Annotated in this window: 17 protein-coding genes; 6 read left to right on the forward strand and 11 right to left on the reverse strand. The window is 62.7% G+C overall.

Annotated features, from left to right (window positions below; genetic code table 11):
* Positions 1-72: 72 nt before the first annotated feature.
* The 4 genes from ACEOAC_RS19395 to ACEOAC_RS19410 all read left to right on the forward strand — a co-directional run bounded on the left by ACEOAC_RS19395 (position 73) and on the right by ACEOAC_RS19410 (position 4,441).
* Positions 73-819 (forward strand): glucose 1-dehydrogenase, encoded by a 747-nt coding sequence (locus tag ACEOAC_RS19395; protein WP_413443955.1) that lies wholly within the window; start codon positions 73-75, stop codon positions 817-819.
* A gap of 350 nt (positions 820-1,169) precedes the next feature.
* A complete protein-coding gene (locus ACEOAC_RS19400) occupies positions 1,170-2,015 on the forward strand; it encodes an ureidoglycolate lyase (protein WP_006464992.1) in 846 nt (281 codons plus the stop codon).
* A gap of 169 nt (positions 2,016-2,184) precedes the next feature.
* Complete coding sequence (locus ACEOAC_RS19405) at positions 2,185-2,937, forward strand: SDR family NAD(P)-dependent oxidoreductase (RefSeq protein ID WP_006464991.1); 753 nt, start codon at positions 2,185-2,187, stop codon at positions 2,935-2,937.
* 184 nt (positions 2,938-3,121) lie between these two features.
* Positions 3,122-4,441 (forward strand): MFS transporter, encoded by a 1,320-nt coding sequence (locus ACEOAC_RS19410; RefSeq protein ID WP_102661150.1) that lies wholly within the window; start codon positions 3,122-3,124, stop codon positions 4,439-4,441.
* An 88-nt stretch (positions 4,442-4,529) separates the two neighbouring features.
* Here the strand turns inward: ACEOAC_RS19410 and ACEOAC_RS19415 are convergent, their stop codons facing one another.
* From ACEOAC_RS19415 to pstS, 8 genes are all read right to left on the reverse strand, one after another.
* The gene (locus tag ACEOAC_RS19415; protein ID WP_102661149.1) at positions 4,530-6,155 is read right to left on the reverse strand and encodes a methyl-accepting chemotaxis protein; all 1,626 of its coding nucleotides are present in this window, start codon (positions 6,153-6,155) and stop codon (positions 4,530-4,532) included.
* A 364-nt stretch (positions 6,156-6,519) separates the two neighbouring features.
* The gene (gene phoR / locus ACEOAC_RS19420) at positions 6,520-7,830 is read right to left on the reverse strand and encodes a phosphate regulon sensor histidine kinase PhoR (RefSeq protein ID WP_077237677.1); all 1,311 of its coding nucleotides are present in this window, start codon (positions 7,828-7,830) and stop codon (positions 6,520-6,522) included.
* Positions 7,831-7,906: 76 nt separating this feature from the next.
* A complete protein-coding gene (locus ACEOAC_RS19425) occupies positions 7,907-8,584 on the reverse strand; it encodes a response regulator (protein ID WP_413443954.1) in 678 nt (225 codons plus the stop codon).
* An 87-nt stretch (positions 8,585-8,671) separates the two neighbouring features.
* A complete protein-coding gene (phoU, locus tag ACEOAC_RS19430) occupies positions 8,672-9,382 on the reverse strand; it encodes a phosphate signaling complex protein PhoU (protein ID WP_006464986.1) in 711 nt (236 codons plus the stop codon).
* A 171-nt stretch (positions 9,383-9,553) separates the two neighbouring features.
* Positions 9,554-10,354: a phosphate ABC transporter ATP-binding protein PstB gene (gene pstB / locus ACEOAC_RS19435; protein ID WP_006464985.1), complete on the reverse strand. Its 801-nt coding sequence runs from the start codon at positions 10,352-10,354 to the stop codon at positions 9,554-9,556.
* A 35-nt stretch (positions 10,355-10,389) separates the two neighbouring features.
* A complete protein-coding gene (pstA, locus tag ACEOAC_RS19440; protein WP_006464984.1) occupies positions 10,390-11,286 on the reverse strand; it encodes a phosphate ABC transporter permease PstA in 897 nt (298 codons plus the stop codon).
* Positions 11,286-12,296, reverse strand: coding sequence for a phosphate ABC transporter permease subunit PstC (gene pstC / locus ACEOAC_RS19445; RefSeq protein WP_039876741.1), 1,011 nt, complete (start codon positions 12,294-12,296; stop codon positions 11,286-11,288). Before pstC ends, pstA begins: the two co-directional genes overlap by 1 nt.
* Before the next feature lie 172 nt (positions 12,297-12,468).
* Positions 12,469-13,518, reverse strand: a complete 1,050-nt coding sequence (pstS, locus tag ACEOAC_RS19450) for a phosphate ABC transporter substrate-binding protein PstS (RefSeq protein WP_234295768.1) — start codon at positions 13,516-13,518, stop codon at positions 12,469-12,471.
* Positions 13,519-13,912: 394 nt separating this feature from the next.
* Between pstS and ppk1 the strand changes: the two genes are divergently transcribed.
* Both ppk1 and ACEOAC_RS19460 read left to right on the forward strand, forming a co-directional pair.
* Entirely contained in the window at positions 13,913-16,027 is a 2,115-nt protein-coding gene (ppk1, locus tag ACEOAC_RS19455; RefSeq protein ID WP_006464981.1) for a polyphosphate kinase 1, read from the forward strand.
* A gap of 54 nt (positions 16,028-16,081) precedes the next feature.
* Entirely contained in the window at positions 16,082-16,561 is a 480-nt protein-coding gene (locus ACEOAC_RS19460) for a SixA phosphatase family protein (RefSeq protein ID WP_006464980.1), read from the forward strand.
* 201 nt (positions 16,562-16,762) lie between these two features.
* On the opposite strand, the gene ACEOAC_RS19465 is transcribed toward ACEOAC_RS19460, so the two are convergent.
* The 3 genes from ACEOAC_RS19465 to ACEOAC_RS19475 form a co-directional block, all read right to left on the reverse strand.
* The gene (locus ACEOAC_RS19465; protein ID WP_413628534.1) at positions 16,763-18,520 is read right to left on the reverse strand and encodes a methyl-accepting chemotaxis protein; all 1,758 of its coding nucleotides are present in this window, start codon (positions 18,518-18,520) and stop codon (positions 16,763-16,765) included.
* Between the two features lie 347 nt (positions 18,521-18,867).
* Positions 18,868-20,610: a methyl-accepting chemotaxis protein gene (locus tag ACEOAC_RS19470; RefSeq protein WP_413628535.1), complete on the reverse strand. Its 1,743-nt coding sequence runs from the start codon at positions 20,608-20,610 to the stop codon at positions 18,868-18,870.
* Between the two features lie 415 nt (positions 20,611-21,025).
* On the reverse strand, positions 21,026-23,020 hold the full coding sequence (locus tag ACEOAC_RS19475; protein ID WP_413445522.1) for a methyl-accepting chemotaxis protein: 1,995 nt from the start codon (positions 23,018-23,020) through the stop codon (positions 21,026-21,028).
* Positions 23,021-23,295: the final 275 nt, after the last annotated feature.

The following is a 23,295-nucleotide window of genomic DNA, read 5'->3' on the forward strand; positions in this document are numbered from 1 at the left end:
AAATATGCTGCTTATAGTGCGACCAAGATGTCGTCCCCGACATTCTTCCTCCACCAACAGAAAGGAAGCATCATGAGCAAACTTCAAAGCAAGGTCGCCGTCGTCACGGGCGCATCGAAAGGAATCGGCGCTGCCATCGCCAAGGCGCTGGCAGCCAGCGGTGCCGCCGTTGTCGTCAACTACGCGACCAGCCGCGTCGGCGCCGACAAGGTCGTGGGCGAGATCGTCGCCGCAGGTGGCCGTGCAGTGGCCGTGGGCGGCGACGTGTCCAATGCAGCGCATGCGGCAGGCATCATCGACGCCGCCATCAAGGAATATGGTCGCCTCGACATTCTGGTCAACAATTCGGGCGTATACGACATGGTGCCGCTGGAAGCCATCACCGAAGAGCATTTCCATAAACAGTTCAACGTCAACGTGCTGGGCCTGCTGCTGGTAACCCAGGCCGCCGCCAAGCATCTGCAGGAAGGTGCCAGCGTCATCAACATCGGCTCTGTCGTCAGCAGCATCACGCCGCCCAGCAGCGCCGTCTACACTGCCACCAAGGGTGCCGTCGACGCCATCACCGGCGTGCTGGCGAAGGAACTGGGACCGCGCAAGATCCGCGTCAACAGCGTCAATCCTGGCATGGTCGAGACTGAAGGTACCCACAGTGCCGGCTTTATCGGTTCGGATTTGGAGACCTGGGCCGTGAGCACCACGCCGCTGGGCCGCATTGGCCAGCCCAATGATATTGCCGACGTGGTCACATTCCTGGCGTCGGATGATGCACGCTGGTTGACTGGCGAGAAGATTCTGGCCGGCGGCGGCAGCCGTTAAGAAACCATTCCACAGGAGTGGCGGCCTGGAAATAAAAAAAGGGATCAGATAGTCGACCCGAGGTTTTATTTCAAGAAAAGATGAAAAGGGGTGAGGCGCTTTTGCCTCACCCCTTTTCGCCTTTTTCACCCTCGTTTTGCCAGAAGATGCTCCTGGTGTCGATTTGCGTTCAAAACTGACACACGCAGGTCGATTTGCCCTTCCCTCACAAAATTGGCCTATTGGTCTTACCAATAAACTGGTAATATCCAACTTCCAAAACGACAGGTGATCCCATTCGCTTGCGCGCCAATGCGCCGCCAGCGGGCGACGACGCCGATCCGAGACAATTCTTTCTTCAAGGAAACCAGATGAAATTACTGCGTTACGGCCCGGTTGGGCAGGAAAAGCCCGGCATCCTCGATCAGTCCGGCAAGATCCGCGACCTGTCGGCCCATATCAAGGACGTCAACGGCGCCGCCCTGGACGATGCTTCGCTGGACAAGATCCGCAAGCTCGACATCGCCAGCCTGCCGGTGGTCGAAGGCTCGCCGCGCATCGGCGCCTGCGTGGGCAATATCGGCAAGTTCATCTGCATCGGCCTGAACTATGCGGACCATGCGGCCGAATCCAACCTGCCCATCCCGGCCGAGCCGGTGGTGTTCAACAAGTGGACCTCGGCCGTGGTCGGCCCCAATGACGACGTCAAGATCCCCCGCGGCTCCAAGAAGACCGACTGGGAAGTGGAACTGGGCGTGGTCATCGGCAAGGGCGGTACCTATATCGACGAGAAGGACGCCATGTCCCACGTGGCCGGCTATTGCGTGGTCAACGACGTCTCCGAGCGCGAATACCAGATCGAGCGCGGCGGCACCTGGGACAAGGGCAAGGGCTGCGATACCTTCGGCCCCATCGGCCCCTGGCTGGTAACCCGTGACGAAGTGGCCGATCCGCAGAAGCTGGGCATGTGGCTGGAAGTGGATGGCAAGCGCTACCAGAACGGCAACACCAGCACCATGATCTTCGGCGTGGCGCACATCGTGTCCTACCTGTCGCGCTTCATGAGCCTGCAGGCGGGCGACGTCATCTCCACCGGCACGCCGCCGGGCGTGGGCATGGGCGTCAAGCCGGAAGCGGTGTTCCTGCGCGCCGGCCAGACCATGCGTCTGGGCATCGACGGCCTGGGCGAGCAACAGCAGAAGACCATCGACGCCTGATCGCTGCATCATCGCTGCATCATCGCTGCATCATCGCGGCCTCAGCGCCGCGTCAGTGCTGCGCCGCCATCCGGTGGCGCAGCCAAATCCAATTCAATAACAAGAAAAAATGTTGCGCAGGCTCGTGCGGCCTGCGTTACCCAATGACCGAATCAGGGAAGGAGAAACAATGAATCACTACGATTTCCAGGGCCGCAGCGCCATCATCACCGGCGGTGCGCAGGGCTTCGGCTATGCCGTGGCTGAACGTCTGTTGCAGGGCAAGGCCAAGGTCGTGCTGTGGGACATGGATGAAAAGGCACTGGCCGACGCGCGCAGCAAGCTGGAAGCGCTGGGCAATGTGGAGACCGTGAAGGTCGACATCTCCAGCGAAGCCGACGTCAAGAAGGCCATCGAAGCCACCGAGAAGCTGACCCAGTCCATCGACATCCTGGTGCACAGCGCCGGTATCGCCGGCCAGAACAATCCGGTGGCGGACTATTCGCCGGAAGAATGGCGTCGCGTCATCGACATCGACCTCAACGGTGCCTTCTACGTCAACCAGGTGGTGGTCCAGCGCATGATCGCGCAGAACTACGGCCGCATCGTCAACATCGCTTCCATCGCCGGCAAGGAAGGCAATCCCACCGCCTCGGCCTACAGCGCCGCCAAGGCCGGCATGATCGCCCTGACCAAGAGCCTGGGCAAGGAAACCGCGACCAAGAACATCGCCGTCAATGCCATCACCCCGGCGGCGGCGCAGACCCGCATCCTGGAGCAATGCACGCCGGCGCACATCGAGTACATGCTCTCGAAGATCCCGCGTGCACGCTTCGTGAAGGTGGAAGAACTGGCGGCCATGGTGGCCTGGCTGGTGTCGGAAGAGAATTCCTTCACCACCGCCTCCGTGTTCGACCTGTCGGGCGGCCGCGCGACCTACTGATGCTGCGGCGCCGGCTGCCGCCGGCGTGGATCGCGTGAACGGCCATGGCGCACGGAGTCCTTCCGTGCGCCACCCCTCGCACTACAACAAGACAACAACACGATAAGACGACCTCCCGCACTGCGCGGAGGCGATGGACTTTTTGCGCCTTCATTTTTTGAAAAAGCTAGAGGAGAGACCCCGCATGACTACCACCACCATTCCGGCCAGCGCGTCGGAGCACATGGAAACCCAGCTCTATCGCCGCATCACCTGGCGCTTCGTGCCGTTGCTGATGATCTGCTTCGTGTTCGCCTACCTGGACCGCGTCAACATCAGCTTCGCCAAGCTGCAGATGCAAAGCGACCTGGGCTTCTCGGATGCCGTCTATGGCCTGGGCGCCAGTATCTTCTTCGTCGGTTACTTCCTCTTCGAAGTGCCCAGCAACATGATCCTGCACAAGGTCGGGCCGAAGCGCTGGATCGCCCGCATCATGGTCACCTGGGGCATCGCCTCGGCGGCGATGATGTTCGTTACCAGCGAGACCAGCTTCTATGTGCTGCGCTTTCTGATCGGCAGCCTGGAAGCGGGCTTCGTACCGGGTGCGCTGTACTTCTTCACCAACTGGTTCCCGTCGGCGCGCCGGGGTCGCATCAATTCGCTGTTCATGGCGGCCATTGCGGTATGCGGCATCATCGGCGGCCCGATCTCGGGCGGCATCATGAAGTTCACCCACGGCGTGAGCGCGCTGCATGGCTGGCAATGGCTGTTCCTGCTGGAAGGTATTCCTTCGATCCTGCTGGGCGTGGTGTGCTATCTGGTCATCGATGACCGCATCGAAGATGCAGGCTGGTTGAAGCCGGAAGAAAAGCGCCTGCTGATCGAGCGCATCGCGGCCGAACCCAAGAGCGAGGCGGCCCACTCCTTCGGTGAAGCGATCCGGCAGCCGGCCACCATCGTCATGTCGCTGATCTACCTGATGCTGGCTTCGGGCATCTATGGCCTGGTGTTCTGGATGCCCCAGCTGATCAAGTCGGCCGGCACCGACGACACCTTCATCATCGGCCTGATCTCGATGGTGCCTTACCTGTGCGCCGGCCTGGGCATGATCCTGATCGGCCGCAACTCCGACCGTACCGGCGAGCGTCGCTGGCACCTGGCTGCCTGCGCGCTGATGGGTGCCATCGGCTACGCCGCCAGCGCCTGGTTCGGCAGCAATACCCTGATCCTGGTGGTGGCGCTGTCGGCAGCGGCCACTGGCATCATCGCCGGCATCGGCCTGTTCTGGATCCTGCCACCGCGCGTGCTCAGTGGTGCCGCAGCCGCGGCCGGCATCGCGCTGATCAACTCGGTGGGCCAGCTGGGCGGGATCATCACGCCCTACATGGTCGGCAAGATCCGCGACATCACCGGCAGCGCCGCACTGGGCCTGTACGTGGTGGCGCTGGAATGCCTGGTGGGTGCGGCACTGCTGCTGTGGGCCTTGCCGCGTCGGGTGTATTTCAAGGAGCCGGCACAGCAATGAGCGAGTATACGGAAATGATATAAACGATTTCCGAACCCTTGCAGAACCCGCCACCATGGCGGGTTCTTTTTTTTTGGAGGAGCCGATCTCAGCGCAGGGCCGGCCTGGGCGGTGTGATATCGACGCTGCCGGCGTGGGCGTAAGCCACCTGATCCTGGGCCAGCAAGCGGAACTGGCTGACCACCTCCGACAGGCGCGCCGCCTGTTCCTGCATCGCTTCGGCGGCGGCTGCGGCCTGCTCGACCAGGGCCGCATTCTGCTGGGTGGTCTGGTCCATGTCGTTGATCGCCAGGTTGACCTGGCTGATGCCGTCGCTCTGCTCGCTGCTGGCGGCGGTGATCTCGGCCACGATCTGGGCCACCTGGTGCACGCTGGAGACCACCTCGTCCATGGTGCTGCCGGCTCGGACCACCAGTTCGCTGCCGGAGCCAACCTTGCTCACGGAGTCATCGATGAGGGTCTTGATTTCCTTGGCGGCGGAGGCGGAGCGTTGGGCCAGCGAGCGCACCTCGGAGGCCACCACGGCAAAGCCGCGTCCCTGCTCGCCGGCTCGGGCTGCTTCGACGGCGGCATTCAGGGCCAGGATATTGGTCTGGAAGGCGATGCCATCGATGACGCTGATGATGTCGACGATCTTGCGTGAGGATTCGTTGATGGAGCCCATGGTCGAGATCACCTGCGACACCACCTCCCCGCCCTGCTGCGCCACCGACGATGCCGAGGCCGCCAGCTGGTTGGCCTGGCGTGCATTGTCGGCGTTCTGCGAGACGGTGGAGGTCAGTTCTTCCATGGCCGAGGCGGTCTCTTCCAGGGCGCCGGCCTGGCGCTCGGTGCGTGCCGACAGATCGAGGTTGCCGGTGGCGATCTCGCGCGAGGCGGTGGCGATGGCATCGGTGCCGCTGCGCACCTGGCCGACGATGCGCGCCAGGTTGCCCGTCATGGCATGCAGGGCGTGCATGAGCTTGCCGGTCTCGTCGCGCCGCGCTGCCAGGGTTTCATCGACGCGCATGGTGAGGTCGCCTGCGGCCACCGCTTCGGCCACGTCCACCGCCTGCTCCAGCGGGCGGGTAATGCCCAGTGCCAGGCTGCGTGCGAACAACCAGCCCAGCACCACCTGCAGCACGGCCAGCGCCAGCATCAGGTTGCGGCTCTGGAGATAGGTGTCATGGATGTGGACGGCCACCTGGTCGATGTTGGCACGCTGCACATTGAGCAATTGCTGCAGCAGATCCAGGTAACCCTTGGCGGCCACGTCATAGGGCCCCGCCAGTATCCTGGCGGCCTCGTCGGTCTGGCCATCGGCCTTGGCCTTGGAGATGGCGTCGCGATATTTGATGTAATCCTTGCGCACGGCCGAGAGCTTGGCGAAGACCTCTTTCTCCTGATCGCTATCGAGCAGCGCTTCGATGGCCTTCTGTTGCTCGGTGGACATGCGGGTGGCGGCGGCGGCGTCATCGGCAAAGAAGGCTGCCAGGCTGGGGTCGGCGCTCTTGGCGATGGCTGTCGTGCGGCGCACGCTGGTATGGATGGTGCGATACCAGTCCGAGACTAGTCGCTCCTTGGTCAGGGGTTCATGCATCATCTCGTCGGTTGCGGCGGCAATGCCATGCAGACGCCAGATCGACAATGCCACCACCACGCTGGCAGCCGCCAGGATGACAGCAAAACCCAGGGCCAGGCGGCGGCCTATCTTCATGTGGGAAAAATAGCTCATCTGTCTCTCTTCTTGCGCAAGGGTGGAGGGTCGGCCGGCGCCAAGGACGGCGCACGGGCCGATGATGCAAGCAAACACGGACAGGCGCGATCAGGGTTTTCCTGAGCGCCGGACCATGACAAGCGTACGAGCCGCGCAGGCTGATGGCCGCGCCGGTGCCGCGATTGCCTCGATTGCCGCGAGTGGCGCTATTGTTGCCAACAAGTCTTGCCGGCAGGCATTCGTATTTGTACGTAGAGATGGAACGCTCATGCTGAGCTATTGCGCACATGGTACGCCCGCCCCCGGGAATTCAAACATCAAAAAAGGATGCCGAAGCATCCTTTCCAATTGCCTTTCACGGGTGTTTCCTGCTCGCATCTGCTCAATGCTGTACGGCGTAGTCCTCGATGGTCTGGGACGCCGGAAAATGCACGGTGAAGGTGCTGCCGTGATCCGGCACCGAGGCGATGTCCAGTGTCGCGTGGTGGCGCAGCAGGACATGGCGCACGATGGCCAGCCCCAGGCCGGTGCCCTGGGTCTCGCGGGAACGGCTCTTGTCGACGCGGTAGAAGCGCTCGGTGAGGCGCGAGATATGTTCGGGGCTGATGCCGATGCCGGTGTCCTGCACCGCGAAATGCGCGCCCTGCTCATCGCTCTGCCAGCGCAGGGTGATGGTGCCGCCTTCCGGGGTATAGCGCACGGCATTGGTGACCAGGTTGGTGAAGGCACTGCGCAACTCGTCGGCATTGCCCTTGAGATCGGGGCCTTCGACCACGAGGCGGATGTCATGCTTGCCTGCCGACAACGCCCGCCCCTCTTCGGCGATGCGTTCCAGCAGGGGGCGCACCCGCAGCACTTCCGAGCGCAGCGGATAGTCGATCGATTCCAGCCGCGTCAGGGTGAGCATGTCGTCGATCAGGTTCTGCATGCGCTGCCCCTGCTCGGTCATCAGCTTCAGATGGGCGGTACGGATCGTTTCGTCCAGGTTGGGCTGGGCCAGGGCGATTTCCAGGAAACCGTTGATGACCGTCAAGGGCGTGCGCAGCTCGTGCGAGGCATTGGCCACGAAATCGCGGCGCATCATGTCGATACGCTGCGACTCAGTGACATCGTGGGTGACCAGGATCTGGCGCCGGTTTTCGAAGGGAATGATCTGGATGATCAGCTTGCGCTCATGCAGGGCCAGCGTAAGCGGCTGCTCGTAGCGGCCCAGGATGATGTAGTCGATGAAGGCCGGGTTGCGGATCAGGTTGGTCACGCGCATGCCTTTGTCGCGGTCCAGCTTGAGCCCCAGGTGCTGCTGCGCGGCCGGATTGCACCATTCCAGGAACAGCACGTCATCCATGATCACCACGCCATCGGGCAGCAGGCTCATGGCCTGGCGGAAACGCGCCAGCCACTCGGCCAGTTCGGCCTGGTTCTTTTCGTCATCGCGGCGCATGCGGTACAGGCGCGCATAGACATCGGTCCAGGCGCCCCAGCCGTCGGGCAGGCGCGACTGGCCGGAATCATCCAGCCAGGTCGACAGCCGCAGCAGGTAATGCAGGTGGGCGATCATCATCGCGCCGACCGCCAGCACCGCCGTGACCAGCCCGATGATCGGGCCAAAGAAGAAACCGACGACTCCCGCTCCGGCCAGGCACAACACCAGGCGCAATACAGCAGGAATCCAGAACAGAAGTTGTGGACTCATTGATTTGGCAGATAGATCTTGGAGGCGCCCGCGCGCCCGGATTTGTTATTGTCGCCTGAATAGGGCGGCGGCGGGCTTATTTGGTGGAGAGCATGTAGCCGACGCTGCGTACCGTCTTGATCAGGTACTCGGCATCGCGCAGGGCCTTGCGCAGGCGCAGCACGTGGACATCCACGGTGCGCTCTTCGATCACCACGTGGTCCCCCCAGACCCGGTCCAGTAACTGGCTGCGCGAAAACACGCGATCGGGATGGGCCAGGAAGAACTTCAGCAGCTTGTATTCGGCATGGCCGATATCGATGCGCGCACCCGACAGGCTCACCGAGCAACTGGCCGGATCGAGCGTAATCGGACCGGCCGACATCACTTCCTGCGCGTGCTCCGGGCTCTTGCGACGCAGCAGCGCCTTGATGCGGGCGGTCAGCTCGCGCGGCGAGAAGGGCTTGGTGATGTAGTCATCGGCACCGTTGTCGAGGCCGGCGATCTTGTCTTCTTCCATGCTCTTGGCGGTGAGCATGATTACCGACAGCTGCTGCAGCTGGCGATCGGCGCGGATGCGCGAGAGCAGGTGCAAGCCGCTACGGTCCGGCAGCATCCAGTCCAGCAGCACCAGTTGCGGGGCGCGATGCTGGACGAAGTCCCAGGCCGCCGCCGCGTTGGAGACGACGAAACTGGACCAGCCCGCCTCCTTGAGAGTGAAGGAAATCAGTTCGGCAATGGAGGGTTCGTCTTCGACGATGAGGATAGTAGTCATGGTATCGGTTGAGCAGTATCGCGGGTCTCCCCTCCGCAACCCGGTGATGGACGGCTCTTCCCGACCGCCAGCACCGGCGCCGTGCTATCAGTCTTCTTCGTCTTCGATCGACTTGGCCGAACCGAAGTCGGTATGGCGGATATCCTTGCCACCGACCACGTAGACGACATACTCGGCGATGTTCTTGGCATGGTCGCCGATACGTTCGATGGCCTTGGCCACCCACAGGGTATCGATGGAACCGGAGATGGTGCGCGGGTCTTCCATCATGAAGGTGATCAGGCTGCGGGTGATGGAGCGGAAGCCGTGGTCGATGCGTTCATCCTGCTTGATCAGTTCGGCGGCCTGCTTGTCATCCAGGCGGGCGAATGCGTCCAGGGCGCTACGCAGCTGGTCCATGGCCTGCTCGGCGATCAGGCTCACGGTCTCGTAATGCGACACCAGACCGATCCCCCGCTTGTGCAGGTGGATGGCGGTCCGGGCGATCTTGGTCGCCTCGTCGCCCACGCGTTCCAGGTCGGTGATGATCTTGATGGTCGCCATGACGGTACGCAGGTCATTGGCGGTCGGCTGGCGACGCACGATGAGGTGGCTGCAGGCATCATCGAGTTCGACTTCCAGCCGATTGACGGCCTCGTCGTCCTTCATCACGCGATGCGCCACGTCCAGGTTACCGTTACGGAAAGCCGCAATCGCATCCTGGAACTGATGCTCCACCATGCCGCCCATGGCAAGCACCTTGGAGCGGATCTGCTCCAGATCCTGGTCATACTGTTTGGAGGAATGATCGCCGGTCATGTGACGTCCCTAAAAGAAAATTCTATAAAAAATATGTGCCCTGACTACTCTGTGGAATCGTCGTATCGGCGTAGCGAGCGCTTCGAGTTCGCGTCGAGAAGCGCAGCCGTACTGGAGTACGGCGAGCATCGCAGACGCGAAATCGGAGCGCGCAGTAGCCGAGACGACGGTTCAGCCGAACCGGCCGGTGATGTAGTCTTGGGTTTCCTTGCGCACCGGATTCATGAAGATCTGGTCCGTCTCGCCAAACTCCACCAGCTCGCCCAGGTACATGTAGGCGGTGTAATCCGAGCAGCGTGCCGCCTGCTGCATGTTGTGGGTCACGATGGCGATGGTGTAGTCGTTCTTCAGCTCGCCGATCAGCTCTTCCACCTTGGCCGTGGAGATGGGGTCCAGCGCCGAGGTCGGCTCGTCCAGCAGCAGCACTTCCGGCTTGACCGCGACACCGCGGGCGATGCACAGACGCTGTTGCTGACCACCGGAGAGCGACAGACCGCTCTTGTGCAGCTTGTCCTTGACTTCACCCCACAATGCCGCCTTGTTGAGCGCCCATTCGACGCGCTCGTCCATCTCGCCCTTGGGCAGGTTTTCGTACAGGCGGATGCCGAAGGCGATGTTGTCGTAGACCGACATCGGGAACGGGGTCGGCTTCTGGAACACCATGCCGACCTTGGCGCGCAGCATGTTCAGGTCTTGCCCCGGCTCCAGGATGTTGTTGCCGGCGTAGATGATCTTGCCCTCGGCACGCTGGCCGGGGTACAGGTCGTACATGCGGTTGAAGGTACGCAGCAGGGTCGACTTGCCGCAGCCCGAGGGACCGATGAAGGCGGTGACCTTGCCTTCCCAGATATTGAGGTTAATGTTCTTGAGGCCCTGGAATCCGCCGTAGTAGAAATTCAGTTGCGAAACTTCGAGCGTGGCCTTCTTGTCCGCAGCAGCGTTGGCGGATGCGGTAGTAGCGTGGCTTGCCATTTGATGAGCAGTAGTCATGTCGGTCACTTGGAGAATTAGCCGGGGATTTGTTGCTTGAACAGGGTGCGCGAGAGCACGTTGAGCAGCAGCACGCTGAAGGTGATCAGCAAGGCGCCGCCCCATGCCAGCGAGACCCAGTTGTCATACGGGCTCATGGCGAACTGGTTGATCACCACCGGCAGGTTGGCGATCGGACGGTTCATGTTGGTGCTGAAGAACTGGTTGTTCAGGGCGGTGAACAGCAGCGGCGCGGTCTCGCCCGAGATACGGGCCACCGCCAGCAGCACGCCGGTCACCACGCCGGCCTTGACGGCACGCAGGCGCACGATGATGGCCACCTTCCAGCGCGGCGCACCAAGTGCGAAGGCGGCTTCACGCAGACCACTGGGGACCAGCTTCAGCATGTTGTCGGTGGTACGCACCACCACCGGAATGGCGATCAGCGAGATGGCGAAGGTACCGGCCCAGCCCGAGAAGTGGTTCACGTTGGCCACGTAGATGGCGTAGATGAACAGGCCGATCACGATGGACGGTGCCGACAGCATGATGTCGGTGACGAAGCGGGTCACCTGGGCCAGCTTGCTCTCCTCGCCATACTCGGCCAGGTAGACGCCGGCCAGGATGCCGATGGGGGTACTGATCAGGGTGCTGATGCCGACCATCATCAGCGAGCCGACGATGGGGTTCAACAGGCCGCCGCCGGCATCGCCCGGTCCGGGGGTGTTTTCGGTCAGCAGGCCCAGATTGAGCGCGGCCACGCCCTTGAAGACCAGGGTCAGCAGGATCCAGGCCAGCACGAACAGGCCCAGGCCCATGGCCAGGAAGGAGAACAGCATGCCCATGCGATGCTGCAGCAGGCGCTTGCGGTAGACGGGATTGATGGCTTGCGGCGCGTTGGCGGCGGCGCTGCCGGTTGGTACGGTCTGGCTCATTATTTGGCTCCTTCCTTGCGGGTCATGCCCATCAACATGATCTTGGCGGCGGACAGGACGATGAAGGTGATGACGAACAGGATCAGGCCCAGCGCGAACAGCGAGGACACGTGCAGCTTGCTGGAGGCTTCGGCGATTTCATTGGCCAGGGTCGAGGCGATCGAGTTGCCGGCCGAGAACAGCGACCAGGACAGGCGGTGCGAGTTGCCAATCACGAAGGTGACCGCCATGGTCTCGCCCAGAGCGCGGCCCAGGCCCAGCATCACGCCACCGACCACGCCGGTCTTGGTGTAGGGCAGCACCACCTTGCGCACCACTTCCCAGCGGGTACACCCGAGGCCGTAGGCCGATTCCTTCAGCACGGCCGGGACCACTTCGAAGACGTCGCGCATCACCGAGGAGATGAAGGGGATGATCATCACCGACAGGATCAGGCCGGCGGTGAGGATGCCGATGCCCATGGTGGGGCCGGAGAACAGCACACCGATGCCGGGAATCTGGCCCAGCGTGGCCTTCAGGAAGGGCTGGCCGTATTCCGAGAACAGCGGGGCGAACACGAACAGGCCCCACATGCCGTAGATGATGGAAGGCACGCCGGCCAGCAGCTCCACGCAGGTACCCAGCGGGCGGCGCAGCTTGGCGGGGCAGATTTCGGTGAGGAACAGGGCGATGCCGAAGCTGACCGGGAAGGCGATCAGCAAAGCGATGATCGAGGTCGACAACGTACCCACGATGGCGATCATGGCGCCGAATTCGTTATTGGTCGGGTCCCATTCGACGCGGGTGATGAAGCCGGGGCCGAAGGCCTGGAACGCGGGTGCAGCACCGATGATGAGGGACACGATGATCCCGCCCAGCATCAGCAGCACCGACAGGGCGAAGATCAGGGTGATCTTGTGGAAGAAGAAGTCCTGCAGTCGCTGGCGGCGCATGACGGCCATCAACTTCTCGCGCGCGACCTGCGCACTATCAGTCTCTGTCGGGGATTTTTTGACTTCGGTATTCGACATTGCCGTGGTGGAATAATTAGCGCTCATTTGAATTCACCATTAAAACGGGCCATCGCCGCGAATGCTCTGTGCTCCAGAGTTGCTCGTTCTCGCTGCGATGGCCCGAATACTCCGTAGGGGAGAGGCTTGCTTGGCCGGACTTGTTCAGAGCCCGGCCGGACTTGACGGTGGCTTACCAGATCGCCTTGCCGCTGCTGTCCTTGACGTTGCTCTTCCAGGAATCTTCCACCAGCTTGGTGACCGAATCCGGCAGCGGCACGTAGTCCAGGTCGGCGGCGACCTTGCCACCATTCTTGTAGGCCCAGTCGAAGAACTTCAGGACTTCCTTGCCCTTGGCGCCATCGCCAGCCTGTTCCTTGTGCAGCAGGATGAAGGTGGCGCTGGAGATCGGCCACGATTCCTTGCCGGCGGCGTCGGTGAAGTCAACTGCGAAGCCCGGGGTCTTGGCCCAGTCGCCGTGGGCGGTGGCAGCCTTGAAGGAGGAGTCATCCGGGGAGACGAAGTTGCCGTCCTTGTTCTTGAGCTGGGTGTAGTTCAGCTTGTTCTTCTTGACGTAGGCGTACTCGACGTAGCCGATGGAGCCCTTGACCTTCTGCACGTTGGCGGCAACGCCTTCGTTACCCTTGCCACCCACGCCGGTGGGCCACTTGACGGCGGTACCGGCACCGATCTTGGCCTTGAAGTCGGCATTGGCCTTGGACAGGTAGGAGGTGAACACGTAGGAAGTGCCCGAAGCGTCCGAACGGTAGACGACGGTGATGTCGTCGGCCGGCAGCTTCACGCCCGGGTTCAGGGCGGTGATTTCAGGCGCGTTCCACTTGGTGATCTTGCCAGCGTAGATGTCGCCCAGAACCTGGCCCGACAGCTTGATCTGGCCCGGGGTCACGCCATCCAGGTTGACCACCGGGACCACGCCACCGACCACGGCGGGGAATTGGGTCAGGCCGGCTTCGGCCAGTTCGCTCTGCGGCAGCGGGGCGTCGGAGGCGCCGAAGTCGACGGTCTTGGCCTTGATCTGCTTGATACCACCGCCGGAACCGATGGACTGGTAGTTCAGGCTGTTGCCGGTGGCAGTCTTGTACAGTTCAGCCCACTTGGCGTAGACCGGGTACGGGAAGGAGGCGCCGGCGCCGGTGATTTCTGCTGCATGAGCGGCACCGCTGAAGGCGAAAGCGCCGGCCACTGCGACTGCAACAGATTTGATCAGATGGTTAAACCCCATTTCAACTACTCCTATGATTTTGAGAGAGGAACGTCAGAAAGAAACATCACGATGGGAGGGATGACTTCCGAGACAGGGCGAACTTTAACCAGCTAATGTGACGAGTTTATGACCCGAACTTGTCATCCAGGCCAGCCCCGGCGGCCCTTCGCCGGGCGCCGGGGCAGATCCTGGTACCGGGCTGCAAAACCAGGCGCCAGGCTGCACGCGGGTTTCCTGACAATTCCGTGTCATGCCGACAAACCCGCATTGCATATGAGCAAATATGTTTTTGTCATCACATGGGCTTGCTCTTATACTGAAGCAATGTGACAAAGCGACATGAGTGTTGTCATAAACTCGTCATACCTCCTAAATACACTGCCCGCTCAAAGTGGATGGACAGGGAACATTGATGATCAGAAAAGCAAAACCGGAAAGCAGCACACCTCCTGAACTTCCCGCCAATACGATTTACCTCAATCGCGAACTGTCGCAGCTGGCCTTCAACCGACGCGTGCTGGCCCAGGCCGAAGACGACAGCGTGCCGCTGCTGGAACGCCTGCGTTACCTCTGCATCTGCAGCAGCAACCTGGATGAATTCTTCGAAGTGCGCATCGCCAGCCTGCTGGCCAATCGCATCGAGGGCGAGAATATCGATCCGCCCGAACTGCGCGCCGCGCTGGAACGCACCAGCGCCGAATGCCACCGCATCGTGACGCGCCAGTACGAACTGCTCAACGACGAAATCCTGCCGCAACTGGCGGCCAACGGTATCCACCTGCTGCGCCACGATGACCGCAACGAGGCGCAGCGCGCCTGGGTCAAGCAGTATTTCGAGCAGCATGTGCGCCCGCTGCTGACGCCCATCGGCCTGGACCCGGCCCACCCCTTCCCGCAGGTGCACAACAAGAGCCTCAATTTCATCATCGAGCTCTCCGGCAAGGATGCCTTCGGGCGCGGCACGGCCATCGTCATCGTCAAGGCACCACGGGTGCTGCCACGCGTGATCAAGCTGCCGGACCATCTCTCGGCCAAGGGCCAGTCCTCGTTCTGCCTGCTGTCCTCGGTGATCCACGCACACATCGCCGACCTGTTCCCGGGGCGCGACATCACCGCCTATTCGCAATTCCGCGTGACCCGCAACAGCGACCTGTGGGTCGATGAAGAAGAGGTCAAGAACCTGCGCCAGGCCCTGGAAACCGAATTGCAGAGCCGCCAGTTCGGCGTGGCGGTGCGCCTGGAAGTGGCGGCCAATTGTCCCGAACACCTGGCGCAATTCCTGCTGAACCAGTTCAACATCGAACGCAACCGCCTGTACGCGGTACAGGGTCCGGTGAACATGGTGCGCCTGGGCGAGATCGTGAACCTGGTCAACCAGCCGGAGTTGCGCTTCCCGCCGTTCTCCCCCACCCTGCCGCCGCAACTGGCCAGCGAGAACATTTTTGCCGCCCTGGACAAGAAGGACGTGCTGCTGCATCACCCGTTCCAGTCCTTCCAGCCGGTGGTGGATTTCATCCGCACCGCCGCCCACGACCCGCGCGTGCTGGCCATCAAGCAGACCATCTACCGTACCGGCATGAACTCGGACCTGATGGAGGCGCTGATCTACGCCGCCCAGCACGGCAAGGAAGTGACGGTGATCGTGGAACTGATGGCGCGCTTCGATGAAGAAGCCAACATCAACTGGGCGGTCAAGCTGGAGCAGGCCGGAGCGCAGGTGGTCTATGGGGTGGTCGGCCTGAAGACACACGCCAAGCTGGCACTGGTGATCCGCCGCGACGACGACCAGGGCCTGCGCTTCTACGCCCACCTCGGCACCGGCAACTATCACCCCAATACCACCAAGTTCTATACCGACTTCGGCCTCCTGACCTCGAACCAGGAGCTCACGGCCGAAGTCAATGAGGTCTTCATCCATCTCACCAGCCTGACCAAGCCGCGTAACCTCACGCACCTGTGGCTGGCGCCGTTCTCGCTGCAGAAGGAAATCATCCGTGCCATCCGCAACGAAGGCCAGATCGCCCGCGAAGGCCGGCCGGCGCGCATCATCGCCAAGATGAATGCGCTGCTGGACGAGTCGGTGATCCGCGCCCTCTACGCGGCCTCGGCCGATGGCGTCAAGATCGACCTGATCGTGCGCGGTGCCTGCGCGCTGCGCCCGGGCGTGCGGGGACTGTCGGAAAACATCAAGGTGCGATCCATCATCGGCCGCTATCTGGAGCACTCGCGCATCTATTACTTCCGCAACGACCTGGCCCACGACGTCTACCTGGCCAGTGCGGACTGGATGAACCGCAACCTGTTCCGCCGTATCGAGGTGGCCTTCCCGGTGCTGGACAAGACGCTGAAGAAGCGGGTGATTTCGGAAGGTCTGAACCCCTACCTGAAGGACAACACCAATTCCTGGCAGCTCGACGTCAATGGCGTCTATACGCTCAAGAAACCGCGCACCAAGCAGCAGTGCTTCAACGCCCAGCAACACCTGATGACCACGCTGGGCATTCCGGCCACGCCACCGGAAGAGTGAGGCCAACACCGAAGCACTCCCGACGCCACCTGCCGATTTATCCGAGGAGCTGAGATGGACCTGATTCTATGGCGACATGCCGAGGCCGAGCTGGGCGAACCCGACGAGGGCCGTGCCCTGACCCCGAAGGGTCACAAGCAGGCTGCCAAGATGGCCGAATGGCTGGATCGCAACCTGCCGGAAAGCTGCCGTATCCTGGTCAGTCCCGCGACACGCACCTTGCAGACGGTGGAGGCCCTCAAGCGCCGGCACAAGGTGGTGGCCGACCTGGCCCCCAACATGACTGCGGCCGACCTGCTGCGGGCGGCCAACTGGCCGGACAGCCGCGAGCCGGTGCTCATCGTCGGTCACCAGCCGACGCTGGGCCAGGTGGCTGCGCAACTGATCTGCGGCCAGCCGCAGGAGTGGTCGCTGCGCAAGGCCAACATCTGGTGGATCAGCCAGCGCGAACGCGGCGACGTCACCACCAACTACCTCAAGGCGGTGGTGGCACCGGAATTGCTGGCGACCTCGGGCAAGCATCACCCGCGCTGACAGCCGGTCTGGCAAGGCAGTTATAAAAAAACGCTGCGACCGGCACAGGCTGGTCGCAGCGTTTTTGCTTTTTAGCTTTTTAGCTTTTTAGCTTTTTAGCTTTTTAGCTTTTTAGCTTTTTGTCTTTTTGTCTTTTTTCGTCTATGCGTTCCTGGTTGAACGCATACCCTGCCGCCAAACACGCCGGCGGGGCGCATCACTTCAGAAGGTCTCCCAATCACCATCGTCGCCGGCAGCCGGCACGCGCGGGGCCGGGCGCGACGGTGCTGCTGCAGCGCTGGCCGCCGGCAGGGCCGGACGCTTCAGGACCGGGGCTGCCTTGGGAGCGGCTTGCGGTGCAGCCATCCTGGGTGCGGATTTGGTCGCAGGCTGGGCCGCGCGGACCGGTGGAGCGGCCACGGCGGGCGCCATGGCCGCTCCACCGACGCGGAAGATCGCCACTTCCTGCATCAACGACTGGGCCTGCTGCTCCAGCGACTTGGCAGCGGCGCTGGCCTGTTCCACCAGGGCGGCATTCTGCTGGGTCGCCTCGTCCATCTGCGTCACCGCACGCGAGACCTGGTCGATGCCGGCGCTCTGTTCGTTGGAGGCGGCCGAGATTTCGCTCATGATGTCGGTCACGCGCTGCACCGCCTGGATCACGTCGTTCATGGTCTCGCCGGCCTGGCCCACCAGCTGCGAGCCGGCCTGCACGCGCTCTTCCGAATGCATGATCAGTTCCTTGATCTCCTTGGCTGCGCTGGAGGAACGTTGCGCCAGTGCGCGCACCTCGGTGGCGACCACCGCGAAGCCCCGTCCCTGCTCGCCGGCACGGGCTGCTTCGACCGCTGCATTGAGCGCCAGGATATTGGTCTGGAAGGCGATGCCATCGATGATGCTGACGATGTCAGTGATGCGCGAGGAGCTCTCGCGGATCTCTTCCATGGTCTGCACCACCCGGCTCACCACCGCATTGCCGTCGGCCGCGATGGTGGAGGCATTGACCGCCAGCGTGGTGGCCTGGCGGGCATTGTCGGCGTTGTGCTTCACGGTGCTGGTCAGCTCTTCCATGCTGGAGGCAGTCTCTTCCAGCGAAGCCGCCTGTTGTTCGGTACGGGAGGACAGATCGAGGTTGCCGGAAGCGATTTCACGGGTCGCGGTGGCGATGGCATCGCTGCCGCCACGCACGGCGCGCACGGTGCGGGTGAGACTCTCCTGCATGCGCGAGAGACCATTGAGCAACTGGCCCATTTCGTTCTTCGAATGCACGTGCACCGGCTGGGTCAGGTCACCCGAGGCGATGGCGTCGAAGTGGCGCAGGGCGCGCTGCATCGGCTCGCCGATGGCACGGCGCAGCGACCACCAGCTGTAGAAGGCCAGCAGCAGGCCGGCGATGATGGCGACGATGGAAAACATGCGCGAGGCTTCGTAGCGTGCCATGGAGGTTTCGGCACTACGGGTGGCCAGCTCGGTCTCATACTTGCTCAGGGCCTGGCCGTCCAGTTGCATGGCGGTGTAGATGGTGCCGACCTTGCGCGCCTGGTCGCCGATGGCCTGGCGGTCACCGCCCTTGATCACCTCGGCAAAGCGGGTCAGCTCCTGCTCGGTCTTCTCGATGCCATCCGAAACCTTCTTCACCAGGACCTTGCCGTCTTCGGTCTGCGGTAGCGCCGTGTACTTGGCCCACCACTGCAGGGCTTCCTTGCGCGCATTGGCGTCCATGCCGACCATGCGTTCGGCCCAGGCAGGGTCACTGGTGAGTGCGGCCTGGTCCAGCGAGGTACGCTGACGACCGATCCAGATCAGCGTATTGTCGGCAGCGACGGTCTTGGGCATGCGCTCTTCGGAGAGCTGGCGATTGACACTGACGGCGGCCGACATGCCCAGCAGGCCCGACGCGCCGATGGCCAGCAGCAGGATGGACAGCACAAGGACGGCAATGGCGAGTTGCGCCTTGATGGAAAGGTTCTTGATGGACATTGGTGTGGTTCCGGTGGATGAAGTGAAAGTGCCGCTATTGCTACACCGGGTCCGCGTGACTCCGCGATATGGCCGCTGTCGTCGATTTTCCCCATGCAGGCAGGCCTCGACGCCGTGCTCTTCCCCCGGCCGCGCAGGCGACCGTCCTCCCCATTTCCGGACCGGTCAATCTGCTGCGATTGTTATAGCTTTACGGCAACTTGAGAATTATCTTAAATTCTCATGATCTCTGCCCGTCTCAGGCAAAAATAAAGCGCCGCGACCCGGAAGGTGGCGGCGCTTACGCAACAGCTTGATTTTTTGTTACTGCAATGACGCTTCCTCAAGCCTGGACGTCATGACAACGTTCAGAACTCTTCGAACTCGTCATCCCGTGCCGTGGCAGCCGGTTTGCCGCTGGCGGGCGCTGCGGGTGGCAGGCCGGCGACCGGGCGCTTGGCGGGGCTCGCGGCGGTCAGCGCCGGCTGCGGGTTGATCGTGCGCGCGGGCGTCAGCGGCCGCGCCACCGGGATGGAGGCTGCCGCAGCGTGCGCCGCGCCCGCCTGCGCGGCCCTGAGACGGAACACTGCCACCGCCCGCGCCAGCACGTCGGACTGTTCCTGCAGGCTTTCGGCGGCGGCGGCAGCCTGTTCCACCAGGGCGGCGTTCTGCTGGGTGATTTCGTCGATCTGCGAAATGGCGTTGTTGACCTCGGCGATGCCGGCGCTCTGCTCCTGGCTGGCGGCAGTGATCTCGCCCATGATGTCGGCCACGTGCTTGACCGAAGACACGATCTCGCTCATGGTGGCGCCGGCTTCATCGACCAGCTTGCCGCCGGTGTCGACCTTGTCCACGGAATCGCTGATGAGCTGCTTGATTTCCTTGGCGGCGGCGGCGCTGCGCTGGGCCAGCGCCCGCACTTCGGAGGCCACCACCGCGAAGCCACGACCCTGCTCGCCGGCGCGGGCTGCTTCCACGGCCGCATTCAGGGCCAGGATGTTGGTCTGGAAGGCAATGCCGTCGATCACGCCGATGATGTCCACGATCTTGCTGGAGCTTTCCTTGATGGAGCCCATGGTGGCCACCACGTCGCCGACCACGCGGCCACCCTTGGTGGCATAGTCCGAGGCCGACAGCACCAGCTGGTTGGCCTGGCGTGCGTTCTCCGCGTTCTGCTGTACGGTGGAGGTGAGCTGCTCCATGGAGCTGGCGGTTTCTTCCAGGCTGGAGGCCTGGGACTCGGTGCGATTGGACAGGTCCACGTTGCCGCGTGCGATCTCGTGCGAGGCCACGGCGATGACGGCGGCGCTTTCCTTGACTTCGTTGAGCGTGGTGGCCAGGTTGGTCTGCATGGCGTCCAGGGCGTTGACCAGGTGGGCGGCTTCATCGCGGCCATCATCGTGGAAGTCCTGGGTCAGGTCGCCGCTGGAGATGGTCTCGGCAATGCTGCCGGCGCGCTTGAGCGGATTGACGATGGAGCGGGTGATGACAAAGGTGAAGAAGAAGCCCAGGCCCAGCGTCAGCACGCCCATCAGCAACATGCCGATCTGCGCCTTGCGGTAGCTGTCCTTGGCGTCGGCATGCGCTTCTTTCATGTCGTCCTGCTGGAACGAGGCCAGCGCACCCACGCTGCTCATCCACTTTTCGTGGGCCGGCAGGAAATCGCTTTTCAGCAACTGCGCCGCATCAAAGTAATTGTTGCTGAGTACCTGCTGGCGGATCTGTTCGACGATGGGGAACAGCTTCTTGCTCTCGCCGCTGGCGGCCGCCAGCAATTCTTTGCCACGGCCACTGGAGGTCAGTTCGGTGATCTGCTTCTCGAAGCCGGCATAGGCCTGCAGGATGCGGCCCAGGTGTTCATCCTCTGCCTTGCCTTCGGCTGCATCGGTAGGGGTGACCACCTTGCGCAAGGCCAGGGCCATCTCGCTGCCGGCTTCGCGCATGTGCATGGCGGTGGTCATGGCGGTGACCTTCTTTTCGATCACGTATTCACTGCTGGCTTCCATCTCGGCCATGCGCCACAGGCCGATCAGGAGGATCGCCGTGGCCAGCAGCAGGATGAGGCAGAAACCGAACGCCAGGCGGCTGCCGATCTTGAGACGTTGAATCATGGATGATGTCTTTCTTGTAACGCTAACGTAGACGGTGATGCAAATGGGGGCGGCCACCGGTGAGCAGCCCGCCCTGCGCAGATTTACAGCATGATTCATGCCTGCCGCGTGCCCTGCCCTGTACTGCAGCAGCAACGCGACCGTGTTGATGTTTTGTTATGGTGAAATCGCGCCGCAGCCACCCCGGCGTGCGGCGACGCGAGCTTCAGCGCCAGACGCAAGGGATGTACAGAATGAACGCCATGGACGAAATGCGCGTGGCGCATATTAGAAGAGGCCGATGCGGGCGAGCCAATGCTTTGTCGGCATGCCCGCATGTTTCTTTTGCATAGTTAAAAAAGCGACCATCCCCCCTCAACCACCGCTCGTCGCGGCCTCCTGGCGGGCGTGGTGTCAGGCGCTCAGCGCCAGGTGCTCATGCTGCCGATAGCGCCACCTGCCGCGTCGCCAAGGGCGCCCTCTGTACCGGTGCACTGTCGTGGTCGGTACGAAAGACCGCGACCGCCTCGCGCAACAGTGACGCCTGTTGCTGCAGGCTTTCCGAGGCTGCCGCCGCCTGCTCCACCAATGCCGCATTCTGCTGGGTGATGGCTTCCATCTGGGTGATGGCGTCGTTGACCTGGCTGATGCCGGTACTCTGCTCCTGGCTGGCCTGGGTGATGTCGCTCATGATGCCGGCCACCTGGCGTACTGCCCCGACTACCTCGCTCATGGTCACGCCGGCTTCGTCCACCAGCCTGCCACCGGTGTCGACCTTGTCCACCGAATCGCCGATCAACTGCTTGATTTCCTTGGCGGCGCTGGCGCTGCGTTGCGCCAGTGAGCGCACTTCCGAGGCTACCACGGCAAAGCCGCGCCCCTGCTCGCCGGCGCGTGCCGCCTCCACGGCGGCATTGAGGGCAAGGATATTGGTCTGGAAGGCGATCCCATCGATGACGCTGATGATGTCGACGATGCGCCGCGAACTCTCCCTGATCTGGGCCATGGTCTGCACCACGTCGCCCACCACCTGCCCGCCGCGCTCGGCCAGACGGGCGGCGGAGCCAGCCAGCTGGTCGGCCTGGCGGGCATTGTCGGCATTGTTCTGGACGGTGGAGGTCAGCTCCTCCATGGCGCTGGCGGTCTCCTCCAGGCTGGAGGCCTGTGACTCGGTACGGCGCGACAGGTCGGCATTGCCGGTGGCGATCTCGCCGCTGGCATGCTGCATCAGGTCGATGCTGCTGCGCACCTGGGTCACGATGCCGCCGAGGCTACCGGTCATGCTGTTGAGGGAGCCCAGCAGTTGCGCCGTCTCGTCACGGCCGCGCACGACACTGTGCACGGTCAGGTCATAGGCCGCCACGCGCCTGGCCATCTCCACCGAAGCCAGCACCGGCTGTGTGACCGAGCATGTGATCATCACGCCCAGCCAGGCGGCCAGCACCGCCAGCAACAGGATGGCCGCCAGCACCGACATCTGTTGCTGGCGCAGGGCGGCATTCTGGGCATCGAGTTGCGTGGACAGCACTGCGGTGGCCTCGCCGATGGCCTTGAACTGCTCATCGATGGCCTGGGTGAATTGCTTGAAATAGGCGTCCGATGCGTAGCTCACCTCCTGCGGCAGCAGGACCTGTTCGCGGGCCAGCTTGATGGCGTCCAGCCCCAGCCGGTTGGCACTGTCGAATACCGTCGCCAGGCGGGCACCGATATCGGCATTGGCTGCCACCCCCTTGGCAAAGGACCGGCGAGCCACCAGCAGTCGCTCTTGCGCCCGCTCCAGCATGGCCACCAGTTCCAGCCGGTCTTCGCGCTTGATGTCCTTCTTGAGCAGCAGGCTGGCACCACGGGCGCGCGCCCGGCCGAGGTCTTCGGTGAGCATCGGCATGGCGATGAAGGCGGCGTTGATCAGCTGGGTGCTATCGAAGTCGGGATCGATGGTGTAGTGGAAATGATCGAGCATGCGTTCGTTGAGGTCGAACAAGGCGCCGATCACGGCGCTATGGGCAGCAAAGCTTTCCGGCGCGGCCAGCTGACGGGCTCCGACTGCGTCCCTCACCTTGGTCCAGGCCTGGACCTGGGCCTGCAGCAGCGCGCCGGCCTGGGCATCGCTCTTCTGCATGCCCTGCATGGCCTGCGCCAGCGCCTGCAGGGCCTGGTCCACTTCCGTCGCCTTGGCCTGGCGAGGTGCCACCATGTCGGCGGCGCCGTTGAGCATCACGGCCGACATGCCGCGATGCTGCTGCATCAGTTGCACGCTGCGCAGTAAGCGCCTGACCGGCTCGACGCCCTCGATTTCCTCCTTCTTGAAGCGGATCACGCGTTCGGTGCTGAGAACGTACAGGGTGGTCGGCACGCCGAACAACACCAGTCCCAGCAGACCCAGCAATGCGAATTTCTGCCACAGTTGCAGATTAGCAAGCACAGTCTTCATCTCTCGCCCCTCCTGTTGTTGGTTTTCCTATCCCTTCTGCCATCTCGCGGCGGCGGATGCTGAAGCCCTCACCAACCACTGCGGACGTAACTGTAAATCCAGCTGCAGTCTGGACTTTTGAGATTTAGCAAATTCCATTCCAACAGCGCAGGAATGTCTGCGCTGCCGCAGAGCTTGCGCTGTTGAGCGGACGCTGAAAAAGATCGCTCGCTTGGAAACCGGGAGCAGGAAGGAAGAAAAGAACGAAAAGGAAGGGAAGGAAGCTGCCGCGCCGC

The sequence above is a fragment of the Herbaspirillum frisingense genome (assembly GCF_047325095.1).
GTDB lineage: Bacteria > Pseudomonadota > Gammaproteobacteria > Burkholderiales > Burkholderiaceae_D > Herbaspirillum > Herbaspirillum frisingense.

Excerpts from the sequence above, each read along its gene's own strand:
- ACEOAC_RS19395 (WP_413443955.1), top strand. The coding sequence starts at position 73 with ATGAGCAAACTTCAAAGCAAGGTCGCCGTCGTCACGGGCGCATCGAAA.
- ACEOAC_RS19400 (WP_006464992.1), top strand. The coding sequence starts at position 1,170 with ATGAAATTACTGCGTTACGGCCCGGTTGGGCAGGAAAAGCCCGGCATC.
- ACEOAC_RS19405 (WP_006464991.1), top strand. The coding sequence starts at position 2,185 with ATGAATCACTACGATTTCCAGGGCCGCAGCGCCATCATCACCGGCGGT.
- ACEOAC_RS19410 (WP_102661150.1), top strand. The coding sequence starts at position 3,122 with ATGACTACCACCACCATTCCGGCCAGCGCGTCGGAGCACATGGAAACC.
- ACEOAC_RS19415 (WP_102661149.1), bottom strand. The coding sequence starts at position 6,155 with ATGAGCTATTTTTCCCACATGAAGATAGGCCGCCGCCTGGCCCTGGGT.
- phoR (WP_077237677.1), bottom strand. The coding sequence starts at position 7,830 with ATGAGTCCACAACTTCTGTTCTGGATTCCTGCTGTATTGCGCCTGGTG.
- ACEOAC_RS19425 (WP_413443954.1), bottom strand. The coding sequence starts at position 8,584 with ATGACTACTATCCTCATCGTCGAAGACGAACCCTCCATTGCCGAACTG.
- phoU (WP_006464986.1), bottom strand. The coding sequence starts at position 9,382 with ATGACCGGCGATCATTCCTCCAAACAGTATGACCAGGATCTGGAGCAG.
- pstB (WP_006464985.1), bottom strand. The coding sequence starts at position 10,354 with ATGGCAAGCCACGCTACTACCGCATCCGCCAACGCTGCTGCGGACAAG.
- pstA (WP_006464984.1), bottom strand. The coding sequence starts at position 11,286 with ATGAGCCAGACCGTACCAACCGGCAGCGCCGCCGCCAACGCGCCGCAA.
- pstC (WP_039876741.1), bottom strand. The coding sequence starts at position 12,296 with ATGTCGAATACCGAAGTCAAAAAATCCCCGACAGAGACTGATAGTGCG.
- pstS (WP_234295768.1), bottom strand. The coding sequence starts at position 13,518 with ATGGGGTTTAACCATCTGATCAAATCTGTTGCAGTCGCAGTGGCCGGC.
- ppk1 (WP_006464981.1), top strand. The coding sequence starts at position 13,913 with ATGATCAGAAAAGCAAAACCGGAAAGCAGCACACCTCCTGAACTTCCC.
- ACEOAC_RS19460 (WP_006464980.1), top strand. The coding sequence starts at position 16,082 with ATGGACCTGATTCTATGGCGACATGCCGAGGCCGAGCTGGGCGAACCC.
- ACEOAC_RS19465 (WP_413628534.1), bottom strand. The coding sequence starts at position 18,520 with ATGTCCATCAAGAACCTTTCCATCAAGGCGCAACTCGCCATTGCCGTC.
- ACEOAC_RS19470 (WP_413628535.1), bottom strand. The coding sequence starts at position 20,610 with ATGATTCAACGTCTCAAGATCGGCAGCCGCCTGGCGTTCGGTTTCTGC.
- ACEOAC_RS19475 (WP_413445522.1), bottom strand. The coding sequence starts at position 23,020 with ATGAAGACTGTGCTTGCTAATCTGCAACTGTGGCAGAAATTCGCATTG.